Here is a 14,006-nt window from a genome sequence, read left to right as displayed (position 1 = left end):
GGAGTGACAGCTCATGTCCGCACCAGCGCCGTCCCCGCTGGCCATCGTCGAAGTCGACCCGGCACACACCCCGGAACGACAGGGCGAGGTCCTCACCGACGCCGCGCTCGCCTTCGTTGCCGAGCTGCACCGGCGGTTCACCCCCCGCCGCGATGAGCTGCTCGCCCGCCGCGCCGAACGTCGTGCCGAGATCGCCCGAACCAGCTCGCTGGACTTCCTCCCCGAAACCGCGCAGATCCGCGCGGACGACAGCTGGAAGGTGGCCGAGGCGCCCGCCGCGCTCAACGACCGCCGGGTGGAGATCACCGGTCCCACCGACCGCAAGATGACGATCAACGCGCTCAACTCGGGCGCCAAGGTGTGGCTCGCCGACTTCGAGGACGCCTCGGCTCCCACCTGGGAGAACGTCGTGGGCGGCCAGCTCAACCTGATCGACGCCTACGAGCGTCGGATCGACTTCACCGATGCCCGCACCGGCAAGTCCTACGCCCTGAAGTCGGCCGAGGAGCTCGCCACGGTCGTGATGCGACCGCGTGGTTGGCACCTGGAGGAGCGCCACCTCCAGTTCGAGGGCCGGCCGGTCCCCGGCGCCCTGGTCGACTTCGGCCTCTACTTCTTCCACAACGCCCAGCGTCTGCTGGACCTCGGCAAGGGCCCGTACTTCTACCTGCCCAAGACCGAGTCCCACCTGGAAGCCCGCCTCTGGAACGAGATCTTCGTCTTCGCCCAGGACTACGTCGGGATCCCGCAGGGCACCATCCGCGCCACGGTCCTCATCGAGACCATCACCGCCGCGTACGAGATGGAGGAGATCCTCTACGAGCTGCGCGACCACGCCTCGGGCCTGAACGCCGGCCGCTGGGACTACCTCTTCTCCATCGTCAAGAACTTCCGTGACGGCGGCGCCAGGTTCGTCCTCCCGGACCGCAACGCGGTCACGATGACCGCCCCGTTCATGCGCGCCTACACCGAACTCCTGGTCCGCACCTGCCACAAGCGCGGGGCGCACGCGATCGGCGGCATGGCGGCCTTCATCCCCAACCGCCGTGACCCCGAGGCCAACGAGAAGGCCCTGACCAAGGTCAAGAACGACAAGGACCGGGAGGCCGGCGACGGCTTCGACGGCTCCTGGGTCGCCCACCCCGACCTGGTGCCGATCGCCCGCGCCTCCTTCGACGCGGTCCTCGGCGAGGCGCCCCACCAGAAGGGCCGCCTGCGCGAGGACGTCTCGGTCGCCGCCGCCGACCTCATCGCCATCGACTCGCTGGACGCCAAGCCCACCTACCAGGGCCTGGTCGACGCGGTCCAGGTCGGCACCCGCTACATCGAAGCCTGGCTGCGCGGCCTCGGCGCGGTGGCCATCTTCGGCCTGATGGAGGACGCCGCCACCGCCGAGATCTCCCGCTCCCAGATCTGGCAGTGGGTCGACGCCGGCGTCGTCTTCCAGGAGGAAGGGCACGCCGGCACCAAGGTCACCGCGGACCTGGTCCGCCGGATCGCCGCGGAGGAACTGACCGCCATCCGGGCCGAGGTGGGCGAGGAAGCCTTCACCGGCGGCAAGTGGCAGCAGGCCCACGACCTCCTCCTGAAGGTCTCCCTGGACGCCGACTACGCCGACTTCCTCACCCTGCCGGCGTACGAACTCCTGGTCTGAGCCGGCCTGGTCTGAGCCGGCCTGGTCCGATCTGGTCCGACCGGTCTGGCCTCGTCCGAACTGAGCCGGCACGGCGTCGAAGGGCCCGCGCGCACCACTGCTCCGTGGTGTGCGCGGGCCCTTCGCGTGCCGTGCGGGCCGCCGCCAGCGGACCGGCCCTACGTGACCACCGCCCCCAGCGCCACGAACGCGCAGATCAGGACGAACAGCAGGACCAGCAGCGGCGCGACGAAGCGGAGGTAGGTGTCGTAGCCGACCTTGGCGAGTGCGACGCCGCCCATGATGACGGCGGTGGTGGGCACCCAGAGGTTCATCCAACCGCTGGCGGCCTGCCAGGCGGTGACGACGACCGGGCGGGTGACACCGGCGAAGTCGGCGAGCGGGGCCAGGATCGGCATGGCGAGCGTGGCGTGCCCCGAGGTGGAGGGGATCAGGAAGGCCAGCGGGAGGTTGACGACGAAGACGATGACGCCGAAGAGCGCCGAGGGGGTGCCCGAGACCACACCCTCGATGGAGTGCAGCACGGTATCGGTGACCTTGGCGTTGTTCATGATGACGGTGACGCCGCGGGCGAGGACGATGACCAGCGCGGGTGCGATGAAGTCGGCGGCGCCCTGTACGAAGGTCGCGCTGAGCCGCTGCTCGCCCATCCGCGCCAGCACCCCGACCAGCACCGCCCCGACCAGGAACATCGCCGCCAACTGCGGGAAGGACCAGTCGAGTTCCCAGGCGTAGGGCGGTGCGGTGGCGCGGCCGGTGAGGGCACCGGACCACGGGATCACCGAGAAGATCATGAAGGCGAAGAGCAGGGCGACGGTGAGCAGGACCGTCTTGTGGAGCGAGGTCAACGGCGGCGGCTCGGCGGCGTCCGGGGCGGTCTGGGCGTGCTCGCGGTCGCCGGCCAGGAAGCCGCAGAGCGACCGGTCGGGGTCGGCGCGCACCCGGCGCGCGTAGCGGATGACGTAGGCGATGGTGACGGCGGTCAGCACCAGCCACATCGCGACGCGCAGCGCGATGCCGTCGCCCAGGGAGATCTCGGCGGCCGAGGAGGCGACCCCGGTGGCGAACGGATTGACGGTGGAGCAGAGGACGCCGATGCCGGCGCCGAGGATGATCGCGCCGGTGGCCACCAGGCGGTCGAAGCCGAGGGCCAGCATCAGCGGGATGATCAGTCCGTAGAACCCCAGGGTCTCCTCGGCGAACCCCTCGACGGTGCCGAGCAGCGAGAAGACCGCCATCACCCCGGCGATGAGGAGGGCACCGCGGTCGCGCAGGCGGTGGGCGAGGCGGCCGATCCCGCGGTCCAGGGCGCCGGTGGCGAAGACCACGGTGATGAACGCGCCGATGGCGAGGACGAAGAGGAAGACCCCGGCACTGCCGTACAGCTCACCGGTGAGGTCCGGCCCCACCAGGCCGGTCCTGGAGTCCTTGACGCCGTAGAGGCCGTTGACCGGGGAGAGGAAGAGGTCACCGAGGCGTTCGGGGAAGGTCCGGCCGGACGGTGTGCGGTGGTAGGAGCCCTGGACGGGCCGGCCGGCCGCGTTGCGGACGTAGGTGCCGGCGGGCAGCACGAAGGCCAGCGCCCAGACGACGACCGTGACGAGCACGAGGACGGTGAGGGCGCTGGGGAAGGCGAACCGGCGCCGCTCCGCGGCCTCCGGCGTCATCCCGTGCCCCCCAGGCGGCGGTGCGCGGCGGCGTACTCCGCGAAGAACACGGCCTCGGCGAGCAGTGCCCCGCGGAGTTCGGAGAACAGCACGCGCTCATTGGGGCCGTGCAGGTTGCACAGGTTGTCCTCGGCGCCGAAGAGCAGGACCTCGGCCTCCGGTACCGCCGCGGCCAGCCCGTTGACCAGCGGGATGGAACCGCCGGACGCCACCTGGACGGGATCGGTGCCCCAGGCCCGGCGCAGCGCGGTGCGGGCCGCGCGGTAGGCGGGGCCGTCGGTGGCGGCCTCGTAGCCGGGGCCGGTGTCGCCGGCAGTGACGGTGAGCGGGATCCCGAAGGGCCGCAGGCTGCGCAGGTGACGGACGAGGGCGTCCCGGGCCTGCCGCGGGTCCTGGCGGGGGTGGACGCGGAGGTTGAGCTTGGCTCGGGCGTGCGGGACGACGGCGGCGGCACCGTGGTCGACGGAGGGCGCATCCAACCCGACGACGGTGAGCGCCGGTCCGCTCCACAGGCGTTCGCCCAGTCCTCCGGACCCCAGGAGCGGCAACCCCTCGGGCACACCGGCCAGTTCCCGGAACTCGCCCTCGGTGAACGCCGTGCCGTCCCACGGTTCGCGCCACAGCCCCTCCACCGCGACGTCCCCGTGGACGTCGTGCAGGGTGGCCAGAGCTTTGACGAGGACGAGCAGGGCATCGGGGGCGGCCCCGCCGTACTCGCCGCTGTGGACGGCGGCGCCGAGCGTGCGGACCTCGACGAGGACGTCGACGCTGCCGCGGAGCGCGGTGGTGAGGGTGGGGGTGCCGGGACGGATGTTGCCGGTGTCCGCGATGATCATCGCGTCGCAGGCGAACGCGGCCGGGTCGGTGGGCGGATAGCCGTCGAAGGCGCTGCCGTACTCCTCCTGTCCCTCGAAGACGATCTTCACGCCCACCGGTGGCCGTCCTCCGAACGCCCGGAGGGCACCGATGTGGACCATCAGGTTGGCCTTGTCGTCGGCGATCCCACGGGCACGGATGCCGCCCTCGATGTCCGTCGGCTCGAACGGCGGCGAGTCCCAACGGCGTTCGTCGCCCGGCGGCTGGACGTCGTAGTGCGCGTAGAGGAGGACGGTCGGGGCGTCCGGGGTGGGTGGGGGGACGGCGGCGGTGACGACCGGGGCGGTGTCGGGCAGGTTCAGTTCGCCGATGTCGGTCACCCCCGCCGCCCGCAGCAACGCGACGACGAGGTCGCGGGCCTGGAGGACGGGTTCGGGCGAGAACCCGGGAAAGGCGATGGAGGGGATGGCGGCGAGCCGCTTGAGATCGGCGCAGAGGTCGTCCATCAGCCCGTCGACGGTGGCCTCCAGCCCTGACGCGTTGACTTCGTGGGGCACCGCGGGCCCCCTCTCTGTGGCACCCGGCTGCACGGGCACGCACGTTGAATAACTGTCAGTTTCCGTGTCGAAATGCAGCATATCGGGCAACGCGTCAGCGCCCGCACCACCGACTTCGGCACCAGCCGGCCGCCACGACCCCCGGCGGAATCGCACTACTATGGCCGTAGTAACGGAGTTGTAAGAGCAGGCGGGTGGAGCGGTGGCGCGGCGGCGGGAGCAAGTGCTGGACGCGGCAGTCGAGGTCCTGGGCTCCGAGGGGGCGCGGCGACTGACGTACCAGGCGGTGGACCGGGCGGCCGGCGTACCGACGGGCACCACGTCCAACTACTTCCGCACCCGGGCCGCGCTCATCGACGGCATCGCCGAGCACCTGCTGACCCTGGAGCGCGGCGACTGGGCGGCACTGGACACCGAGCCGGCACCGGTCGGCCCCGGCGAACTGGCCGCGACGATGGCCGCTTTCGCCCGGCACGCCGCGGGCCCGGGCCGCGCCCGTACGGCCGCGCGGTTCGCACTGGTCCTGGAGTCCTCCTCCCGCCCGGAGCTACGGGCACCGCTCGGGCGGGGCCGGCAGGCGCTGCTGGATCGGAGCACGGAGTGGGTGCGCCGGCTGGGTTCCGGGGCGCCGGAGCGGCACGGGCGGATCCTGGTCGACCACCTGGAAGGGGTGGTGATGCGTCAACTCACCTTCCCAGAGGGGACGTTCGACCCACTGGAGGAAATCCGCGTACTGGTGGGCGGACTGCTCGGCGCCTCGGCGGGCAACCACACCGACTGACCGGGAGCGGACTCCGGCAGCCACCCCGGCACGACCCGGGCCCACCCCGGGCCGCACCGATCAACTCCGCCTGCACCGCGCCACGTTGGACGGTCGAACAGCTATACGGCGCCTCCGGAGTCTGGTAGGAAAGCTTCCTAACGATTGGGGAACCCCCCACGGCCCACTCCGGACAGGAGGACTCCATGCGCTCCCGATCGATAGCCAGGACCGCCACCCGCGTCACGCTCGGCCTGGCACTGCTCGCCGTCCCCGCGACCGCGATCGCCGCCACCGCCGCGCCGGCCGACCGCACGGCGCCCCCGGCGCACACCGCCCCGCACACCGCGCGGGCCGCCGTCGGACTGGACGACCCGGCGAAGAAGGAGATCGCCATGCAGTTGGTGTCCAGCGCGGAGAACTCCTCGCTGGACTGGAAGGCCCAGTACCAGTACATCGAGGACATCGGTGACGGCCGCGGCTACACCGGCGGCATCATCGGCTTCACCTCCGGTACGCACGACATGCTGGAGCTCGTCGAGCTGTACACGAAGCGGAAGCCGGACAACGTGCTGGCGACCTACCTGCCGGCGCTGCGCAAGGTCGACGGCAGCGACTCGCACGCGGGCCTGGACCCCGACTACCCCAAGGACTGGCGGAAGGCCGCACAGGACCCGGCCTTCCGGAAGGCGCAGGACGACGAGCGGGACCGGGTGTACTTCAACCCGGCGGTCAAGCAGGGCAAGGCCGACGGGATCGGCGTCCTGGGGCAGTTCGCGTACTACGACGCGATCGTGATGCACGGCGACGGCGACGACAAGACCAGCTTCCCCAGCATCCGCAAGCGGGCGCTGGCGAAGGCGAAGCCGCCGGCCCAGGGCGGCGACGAGAAGACCTACCTCAGCGCCTTCCTCGACGCCCGGGTCTGGGCGATGAAGCAGGAGGAGGCGCACAGCGACACCAGCCGGGTCGACACCGAGCAGCGGGTGTTCCTGAAGAACGGGAACCTGGACCTGCACACACCGCTGGACTGGAAGGTCTACGGGGACGGCTACCACATCGGCTGAGCCCGCAGGAACGCCCAACGGCCCGTAAGGAGACGGCAGTTGCCGCATCCGTACGGGCCGTTGTCAGTGGGACGGGACTTTCAGCGGGCGGGACTCAGTGGGCGGGAGAGGCGGCGGTCTCCCCGTCGTCCATGCGCCCGCGGTCGGGCTGCTGCGGAATCTCCGGGACGTCGGCCAGGGCGTGCGGGTCGGGGGCCGGGTCGGCCGCGGCGGCAGCGTCGGGGGCCCCCTTCCTGCCGAAGTGGTTGAAGGCGAGGTTGAGGACGATGGCGATCAGGCAACCGGTGCTGATGCCGGAGTCCAGGACGACCAGCAGGTCCTTGGGGAAGTTGTGGTAGAACTCCGGCGCCGCGATCGGGATCAGCCCGACGCCGAGGGCGGCGGCGACGATCAGCGAGTTCTCCCCCTTCTCCATGGCGGCGGAGGCCAGCGTCTGGACGCCGCTGGCGGCGACCGAGCCGAAGAGGACGACGCCGGCGCCGCCGAGGACGGGCAGCGGGACCAGGGAGATGATCGAGGCGGCGACGGGGCACAGGCCGAGCACGATCAGGATCGCCCCGCTGGTGGCCACCACGAAGCGGCTACGGACCTTGGTCATCGCGACCAGGCCGATGTTCTGGGCGAAGGCGCTGTTGGCGAAGCCGTTGAACAGCGGGCTGAGGGCGGTGCCGAGGGTGTCGGCGCGCAGGCCGCCCTCGATGGTGCGCTCGTCCGCCGGACGGTTCACGATCTTGCCGAGGGCGAGCATGTCGGCGGTGGACTCCGTCATGCAGACCAGCATCACGATGCACATCGAGATGATCGCGGCGACGTCGAACTGCGGGGCACCGAAGTGGAACGGCGTCGGGAAGCCGATCAGGCTCGCCTTGGTGAGCGCGGAGAAGTCGGTGATCCCCACCGGTATCGCGATCAGTGTGCCGGCGACCAGGCCCAGCAGGATGGCGATCTGCTGGAGGAAGCCGCGCAGCACCCGGCGCAGCACCAGCACGATCAGGAAGGTGACCGCGGCCATCCCGATGTTCTTCAACGAGCCGTAGTTCGCGGCCTGTTCGTTGCCGCCCTGGGACCAGCGGAAGGCGACGGGGAGCAGCGAGACACCGATCAGGGTGATGACGGTGCCGGTGACCACCGGCGGGAAGAAGCGGACGAGTTTGGAGAAGTAGGGGGCGAGGAGGAAACCCAACACGCCGGCGACGATGACCGCGCCGAAGATGATCGGCAACGCATCGTGCGGGCTGTGCTCCTTGGCGATGGCGACCATGGGGGTGACACCGGCGAAGGAGACGCCGTTGACGAAGGGGAGCTTGGCTCCGACCTTCCAGAAGCCCAGGGTCTGGAGCAGGGTGGCGAGGCCCGCGGTGAAGAGGCTGGCCCCCATCAGGAAAGCGGTCTCGGTGGGGCTGAGCCCACAGGCGGGCCCCACGATCATCGGCGGGGCCACCACACCCGCGTACATGGCGGCCACGTGCTGCAGGCCGCTGGTGAACATTTTGATGGGCGGGAGGGTTTCATCGACCGGATGCTTCCGGTCCTCCCCCGACTTCTGCCCGGTAGGTGCGGCCACTGCGGGCCTCCTGTCGATTTCTGCTCCGCCGAAGCGGCGGAGCGAGCCTGTCACGGAGGGCGTGCCATGTGGTGCGGTGTGCCGAAAGTCGCGCTGGTGAGCGTGCAGTTGGCCGCGCTTGTGGCGCGTGGGCGGTGTGTGGGGGCGACCGGCCCGGGGGTGCGGGGGAACCCGCACCCCCGGGTGACGGCGCTTGCGGACCCCGCTCGGGTCCACAAGCTCAGCCGGGAGCCGTCCCTCCCGGCCGAGTCTTGGGGTGTATCGCGTCCGGGGGGATCAGCCCTCGGCCGCGATACGGGCCAGACGCTGGGCCTCGGCCCGCGTGGAGCGGGCGATGGCGTCCTCGTCGATGTTGGTGAGGTGGCTGTCCTCGACCACCGGCTTGCCGTCGACCAGCGACAGCGTGACCGGGGCGGCCGGCCCGAAGACCAGGGCGGTGACCGGGTCGGCGATCGAGGAGTGGCCCAGTCCGTCCAGCTTCCACAGGACCAGGTCGGCGAGCTTGCCCGGCTCCAGGGAGCCGATCTCGCTGGTCCGACCGAGGACCTGGGCGCCACCGTAGGTGCCGAGCCGCAGCGCCTTGCGGGCGTTGAGGGCGGCTTCCCGGTGGGCGCCGAGGCGGTTGATGAGCAGCGCGTTGCGCAGCTCGGTGTGGAGTTCGCCGGACTCGTTGGAGGCGGTGCCGTCCACGCCGAGGCCGACCGGGACGCCGGCCGCGAGCATGTCCGGGACGCGGGCGATGCCGGCCGCCAGGCGGGCGTTGGAGGACGGGCAGTGGGCCACGCCGGTCTTCGTACGGGCGAAGGCAGCGATGTCGGAGTCGTTCATGTGGACGCAGTGCGCCATCCACACGTCCTCGCCGAGCCAGCCGGTGGACTCGAAGTAGTCGGTCGGGCCCATGCCGAACAGCTCGTGGCAGAACTTCTCCTCCTCCACGGTCTCCGAGCCGTGGGTGTGCATCCGGACGCCCTTACGGCGGGCGAGCACGGCACCCTCCCGGAGGAGTTCGGTGGAGATGGAGAACGGCGAGCAGGGGGCCGCGGCGATGTGCACCATCGAGCCGAAGGAGGCGTCGTGGTGCTTGTCGATGGCCTCCTCGGTGCCGATCAGGGCGCCCTCGGTGGTCTCGACGGCGAAGTCCGGGGGCAGGCCGCCGTCCTTCACGCTACGGTCCATCGAACCGCGGGCCAGGGTGATCCGGGCGCCGATGTCGGCGACCGCGGCCAGCTCGGCGCCGACCAGGTCCCCGGAGCCCTTGGGGAAGACGTAGTGGTGGTCGGAGGCGGTGGTGACACCGCCCTTGACCATCATGCCGAGCGAGCCGTGGGTGGCCGCGGTGAGCATCGCCGCGTCGATCCTGGCCCAGGTCGGGTACAGCGCGACCAGCCAGTTGAAGAGGTTGTGGTCGGTGGCCAGACCACGGGTGATCCACTGGTAGAAGTGGTGATGGGTGTTGATCAGGCCCGGCGTGACCAGGTGACCGGTTCCGTCGATGCGACGGACCACGTTCTCCAGGTTCTCCGGAGCCTTCCCCGCGCCCACTGCCTCGATGACGTTGTCGGCGACGACGACGTAACCGCTGGCGTACTCGGTGTCCTGGGCGTCAACGGTCGCGATGGCGCAGTTCTCGATGACGATGCGCTGCTTCGCCGCGCTGTCAGGGGCTGCCGATGCTGCCATGGTGCTTTCCTCGTGCTTTCGTGGCGGTTTGGGCACGGCATGGCCCTACGGGATTTGAGTGCCGGAGCCGGGCGAGACGGCTGACAGTACCGCCGCCCGTGGGGTGCTCCGGGTGCCGAGATGGTGGAAGAACAGGTTGAGCGTGACCGCGACCAGGGCTCCGGCGCTGATCCCGGAGCCGAGCACGGTCTGCGCCCAGGCGGGGAAGGCGGAGTAGAAGGTCGGCGCGGCGAGCGGGATGATTCCCGCGCCGAGCGACACGGCCACCAGGATGATGTTGGAGCTGTCGTCGAGTCCGGCTTCGGAGAGCGTGCGGATGCCACTGACCGCGATCGATCCGAAGAGGACGATGCCCGCGCCGCCGAGGACCGGCATCGGTACCAGCGAGACCACGGCGCCCAGGACGGGGAAGGCACCGAGGACCAGGAGCACCGCGCCGGCCAGCGCGACGACGTAGCGGGAACGGACCCGGGTCAGCGAGACGACACCGACGTTCTGCGCGAAGGCGCTGGTCGGGAGGCCGCCGAAGATGGGGCCGAGGAGGGTGGCGATGCCATCGGTGCGCAGACCCCGGGTGATGGTGTTGCCGGTGGTCTTCCGGTCGCAGATCTCGCCGAGCGCGAGCATCCCGGCCGACGACTCCGTCATCAGCACCAGCATCACGATGCACAGCGAGAGGATCGCGGCGGGCTGGAACTCGGGCGGGCCGAAGGAGAACGGGGTGGGCAGGGCGGCGATCGGGGCCGAGCGCAGCCCGTCGAAGCTCGCCATCCCGAACGGGATCGCGGCGAGGGTGCCGGCGACCAGGCCGATCAGCAGCGCGATCTGCTTGACGAAGCCCTTGGTGAAGCGCTGGATGAGCAGCACCACCAGGAGGGTGAAGCCGGCCAGCGCGAGGTTCTTCATGGAGCCGAAGTCGGCGGCCTGTTTGTCGCCGCCCTGTGCCCAGCCGACCGGTACGGGCATCAACGTGACCCCGATGAGGGTGATCACGACGCCGGTGACCAGCGGTGGGAAGAACCGGAGGAGTTTCCCGAAGGACGGTCCGATCGCCAGACAGAAGACGCCGGCACACATCACTGCCCCGTAGATCGCGGGGAGTTGATGACCCTTGGCGGTGGTCTCGGCGATGGCGAGCATCGGGGTGATGCCGGCGGAGCTGGCGGCGTTGACGAACGGGAGGCGGTTACCGACGAAGGAGCGGATGCCGAGCGTCTGCAGCAGCGTGGCGAGGCCGGCGATGAGCAGGCTGGCGGCGATCAGCCGGGTCCGGCCCGCGGTGTCCAGGCCAACGGCCTGGCCGATGATGAGCGGAGGGGTGACGACGCCGGCGTACATCGCTGCGATGTGCTGGAGCGCGGCGGGGACGAGCCGCCTGACGGCCGGCTTTTCGTCCACCGGGTGAACCGGTGGGGCAGGGTGGTGCGGGGCTTGCTCTTGCTGTGCCATGGGTCGTTCCCCTCGGAAATCGCGTCCCCTCCCCGCTGCGGGGTGGGGAGGGGACGCGAGGCACGGCGTTGCGTCGAGCCGCTAGAGGTTCGTCAGATCCATCGGAATCTGGGCTTCGACGCCGTCGCGCAGAACAGTGGCTTCGATCAGGCCGTACGGGCGGTCCGCCGCGTAGTAGACGGCCCCGTCGGCGGTATCGTTCTTGAGCCCGAAGGGCTCCAGGTCCACGAGGAAGTGGTGCTTGTTCGGGAGCGAGAAGCGGATCTCGTCCACCTCGGACCTGTTGTTGATGATGCGCGACCCCATTTGGTACAGGGTCTGCTGGAGCGACAGGCTGTAGGTCTCGGCGAAGGCCTGCAGCATGTGCTTCTTGACCTGCTCGTACGAACGCTCCCAGTTGGGCATCCGCTGCTCGTCGGAGGTCCAGTTGAAGCGCCACCGGCTGGCCACCTGGGTGGCCAGGATGCGGTCGTACGCCTCCTTCAAGGTCGTGTACTGGTCCTTGATGTACCCCCAGAACTCCGAGTTGGTGGAGTTCATCACGATCAGATCCTTCAGGCCGGAGATGACCTGCCAGTTCTCACCGTCGTAGGTGATCTCGGTCAGGCGGGTCTCCTGGCCCTTCCGGACGAAGGAGTGCTTGACCTCCTCGGCCCCGATGAAGCGGGAGTTGCCGTCCGAGGTCTCGATACGCTCCCAGGCGTACTCCTCGATCCGGATCCGGGCCCGCTTGATCGGCTCCTGGCTGGTCACGAAGTGCCGGGCCAGGTGGATGCCGAACTGCTCGGCCGACTCGATCCCGTACTCCTTGGCGAAGGCGTACACGGTGTTCTTGGTCGTGTCGGTGGGCAGGCAGTTGGCGTTCGAGCCAGAGAGGTGGACCTCTTCCAGGTCGCCGGAGAGCGCGACCGAGACGTTGAGGTCCTTGATGTGGTGGGTGGCGCCGTCGCGGGTGATCTTGACGACGCGGTTTTCCGCCTTGCCGTACTGGTTCTGGCCGAGAATCGTGGGCATGTCGGTGCTAGCTCCCTCGGTATACGGAGTAGCCGAACGGGTTGAGCAGCAGCGGTACGTGGTAGTGCTCGCCCGGCTTGACGGCAAAGGTGATTGCCACCTCCGGGAAGAAGGCTCCGCTGTCCCGTAGCGCGGGGGCGTCCTGCTGTTCCTCGGCTTGCTGATTGACGCTGTACTGATGTGAAGAGAAGTACGCCTCGGTTTCGAAGTCGATGCGTACGTGGGTGGTGCCCTCCGGCAGTGCCGGCAGGTCCTTGCAGCGCCCGTCGACGTCGGTCTTGCCGGCGCCGTGGACGGTCCACGCACCCCCGCTGCCGGAGCGCACCGAGAGCGTGAGGGCGACGCCCTCCGCGGGGCGGCCCACGCTGGTGTCCAAGATGTGCGTGGACACCGACGTCGGTGCAGCCGTCTCGCTGCTCATGCTGGGTCTCCTTCTGCGATGCGGTTCAGGCGGATGCGGTTGATCTTGCCGAGCTCCACACGGACGATCTCGCGTTCCTGTTCCGGCGTGTTGTCGATCCGGTTACGGACCGCGTCGCGCATCTGCTCCCCGGTGCGGCCGGAGGCACAGATCAGGAAAACGTGCCCGAACTTCTCCTGGTAGGCCAGGTTGAGTTCGAGCAGCTCCGCCTTGAGCTCGTCGGAGGCGCCGGCCATCCCGCTCTGCTCGCGGTGGGAGGTGGGGTCGCCCGCCTTGGGCCGGCCGATGGGCGGGTGCCCGGCCATCGCCTCCGCCAGGTCGTCCGCGGACAGCTCCGCCATGGCGGCGTCACTGGTGGCGAACAGGGCGTCGATGGTGGCGTAGGGGCGCTGGGCGAGAACCTTGCTCCCCCAAGCCCGGCTGGCGCACACCTCGTGCAGAGCGGCCTGGGCCTCGCTGACGTCGACGGTGTTGAACCGGGTAAGCCCTTGGGGCGTGGTCGAAGACACGGGAAGCCTCCGTGGCCTGGTGCTGGACAGCTCTGGTTGGCTGGAAACAGCTAAGACCTCCGGCAACATCACGTCAACACTTTGTTGAAAAGTCGGCAACACAAAAGCCGCCGCCCGGGGTCTCCGGACGGCGGCTCGGGCCGTTGGACGGGGAATTGCACCCCATTCGCCTCAGTCGGCGTCCTTCGCGGCGCTTTCCCTGTTCAGGTAGTTGTAAACGGTGAACCGGCTGACGCCGAGGGCGCCGGCGACGGTCTCCACTCCGTGCCGGACGGAGAACGCACCCCGGCTCTCCAGTATCCGCACCACCGACTGCTTGGTCTTGCGGTCCAGCTCCGAGAGTGGCATGCCGTGCCGGCGTTGCAACTCGGCCAGGATGTGATCGAGCGATTCCGACAGGTGGGGGAGCCGGACGGCCACCCGGTCCTGCCCCTCCCAGGCCAGCACGACGTCGTCACCCCGGGCCTGGTCGGGCGGGACCATCTGGCCGCCCATCGCATCCACCAGCGGTTTGACCGCCCGGACGAAGGGGTGGTCGGCGGGCTCCGTCACGTCGCGTCCCCCTCGTCCCCCGCGGCGCCGCCCTGCCGGTCGTCCGCGATCACATTGACCTGGAGCGAGACCCGGGTGGCACCCGCCTCCAGGGACTGCCGCAGCAGGGCGCCGACCGCGCTCAACACCTGGTCGGCATCCCCCTCGGCGGTATTGCCGAAGGGCCCCACGTCGACGGCGTCCAGCTTCGCGCCGGTGACGATCTCCCGCGCCACCACGGCATGGGCTGGGGCCTCGTCCAGATCGAACGGCTCCGTCGTGAACTCAACTCTCAATCGCACGCCGTTCAACCTACG

13 protein-coding genes are annotated in these 14,006 nt (G+C 69.9%); 3 read left to right on the top strand and 10 right to left on the bottom strand.

The genetic code is table 11. From position 1 onward, the window contains the following. Positions 1-13 precede the first annotated feature (13 nt). Complete coding sequence (gene aceB, locus ACO0M4_RS07085; protein WP_430368843.1) at positions 14-1,654, top strand: malate synthase A; 1,641 nt, start codon at positions 14-16, stop codon at positions 1,652-1,654. 158 nt (positions 1,655-1,812) lie between these two features. Here aceB and ACO0M4_RS07080 read toward each other — a convergent pair whose 3' ends face one another. Beyond that, positions 1,813-3,321: a YfcC family protein gene (locus tag ACO0M4_RS07080; RefSeq protein WP_430368842.1), complete on the bottom strand. Its 1,509-nt coding sequence runs from the start codon at positions 3,319-3,321 to the stop codon at positions 1,813-1,815. Further along, positions 3,318-4,643, bottom strand: coding sequence for a M20/M25/M40 family metallo-hydrolase (locus tag ACO0M4_RS07075; RefSeq protein ID WP_430371281.1), 1,326 nt, complete (start codon positions 4,641-4,643; stop codon positions 3,318-3,320). Before ACO0M4_RS07075 ends, ACO0M4_RS07080 begins: the two co-directional genes overlap by 4 nt. A 274-nt stretch (positions 4,644-4,917) precedes the next feature. On the opposite strand from ACO0M4_RS07075, the gene ACO0M4_RS07070 reads away from it, so the two are divergent. Together ACO0M4_RS07070 and ACO0M4_RS07065 are read left to right on the top strand one after the other, a co-directional pair. Next, a complete protein-coding gene (locus ACO0M4_RS07070) occupies positions 4,918-5,475 on the top strand; it encodes a TetR/AcrR family transcriptional regulator (protein ID WP_430368841.1) in 558 nt (185 codons plus the stop codon). A 185-nt stretch (positions 5,476-5,660) separates the two neighbouring features. Continuing rightward, positions 5,661-6,521, top strand: a complete 861-nt coding sequence (locus tag ACO0M4_RS07065; RefSeq protein ID WP_430368840.1) for a chitosanase — start codon at positions 5,661-5,663, stop codon at positions 6,519-6,521. A 94-nt stretch (positions 6,522-6,615) separates the two neighbouring features. On the opposite strand, the gene ACO0M4_RS07060 is transcribed toward ACO0M4_RS07065, so the two are convergent. From ACO0M4_RS07060 to ACO0M4_RS07025, 8 genes are all read right to left on the bottom strand, one after another. Next, positions 6,616-8,085, bottom strand: a complete 1,470-nt coding sequence (locus ACO0M4_RS07060; protein WP_430368839.1) for a nucleobase:cation symporter-2 family protein — start codon at positions 8,083-8,085, stop codon at positions 6,616-6,618. A gap of 276 nt (positions 8,086-8,361) precedes the next feature. Beyond that, on the bottom strand, positions 8,362-9,765 hold the full coding sequence (locus ACO0M4_RS07055; protein WP_430368838.1) for an 8-oxoguanine deaminase: 1,404 nt from the start codon (positions 9,763-9,765) through the stop codon (positions 8,362-8,364). Positions 9,766-9,810: 45 nt separating this feature from the next. Next, the gene (locus tag ACO0M4_RS07050; protein ID WP_430368837.1) at positions 9,811-11,214 is read right to left on the bottom strand and encodes a nucleobase:cation symporter-2 family protein; all 1,404 of its coding nucleotides are present in this window, start codon (positions 11,212-11,214) and stop codon (positions 9,811-9,813) included. 81 nt (positions 11,215-11,295) lie between these two features. After that, entirely contained in the window at positions 11,296-12,228 is a 933-nt protein-coding gene (gene pucL, locus ACO0M4_RS07045) for a factor-independent urate hydroxylase (RefSeq protein WP_430368836.1), read from the bottom strand. A 7-nt stretch (positions 12,229-12,235) separates the two neighbouring features. Then, entirely contained in the window at positions 12,236-12,649 is a 414-nt protein-coding gene (gene uraH / locus ACO0M4_RS07040) for a hydroxyisourate hydrolase (RefSeq protein WP_390026909.1), read from the bottom strand. After that, positions 12,646-13,158, bottom strand: a complete 513-nt coding sequence (gene uraD / locus ACO0M4_RS07035; RefSeq protein ID WP_430368834.1) for a 2-oxo-4-hydroxy-4-carboxy-5-ureidoimidazoline decarboxylase — start codon at positions 13,156-13,158, stop codon at positions 12,646-12,648. Before uraD ends, uraH begins: the two co-directional genes overlap by 4 nt. 171 nt (positions 13,159-13,329) lie before the next feature. Beyond that, complete coding sequence (locus ACO0M4_RS07030; protein WP_430368833.1) at positions 13,330-13,710, bottom strand: helix-turn-helix domain-containing protein; 381 nt, start codon at positions 13,708-13,710, stop codon at positions 13,330-13,332. Further along, complete coding sequence (locus ACO0M4_RS07025) at positions 13,707-13,991, bottom strand: thiamine-binding protein (protein WP_430368832.1); 285 nt, start codon at positions 13,989-13,991, stop codon at positions 13,707-13,709. Before ACO0M4_RS07025 ends, ACO0M4_RS07030 begins: the two co-directional genes overlap by 4 nt. Positions 13,992-14,006: the final 15 nt, after the last annotated feature.

Origin of the sequence: Streptomyces sp. RGM 3693 (genome assembly GCF_050471125.1) — a bacterium.
In the GTDB taxonomy this organism is placed as follows: Bacteria; Actinomycetota; Actinomycetes; order Streptomycetales; family Streptomycetaceae; genus Streptomyces.
This window is presented reverse-complemented; position numbering and strand designations above follow the sequence as displayed.

Coding starts and splice junctions, on each gene's coding strand:
- aceB (WP_430368843.1), top strand. CDS start 14: ATGTCCGCACCAGCGCCGTCCCCGCTGGCCATCGTCGAAGTCGACCCG.
- ACO0M4_RS07080 (WP_430368842.1), bottom strand. CDS start 3,321: ATGACGCCGGAGGCCGCGGAGCGGCGCCGGTTCGCCTTCCCCAGCGCC.
- ACO0M4_RS07075 (WP_430371281.1), bottom strand. CDS start 4,643: ATGGACGACCTCTGCGCCGATCTCAAGCGGCTCGCCGCCATCCCCTCC.
- ACO0M4_RS07065 (WP_430368840.1), top strand. CDS start 5,661: ATGCGCTCCCGATCGATAGCCAGGACCGCCACCCGCGTCACGCTCGGC.
- ACO0M4_RS07055 (WP_430368838.1), bottom strand. CDS start 9,765: ATGGCAGCATCGGCAGCCCCTGACAGCGCGGCGAAGCAGCGCATCGTC.
- ACO0M4_RS07050 (WP_430368837.1), bottom strand. CDS start 11,214: ATGGCACAGCAAGAGCAAGCCCCGCACCACCCTGCCCCACCGGTTCAC.
- pucL (WP_430368836.1), bottom strand. CDS start 12,228: ATGCCCACGATTCTCGGCCAGAACCAGTACGGCAAGGCGGAAAACCGC.
- uraH (WP_390026909.1), bottom strand. CDS start 12,649: ATGAGCAGCGAGACGGCTGCACCGACGTCGGTGTCCACGCACATCTTG.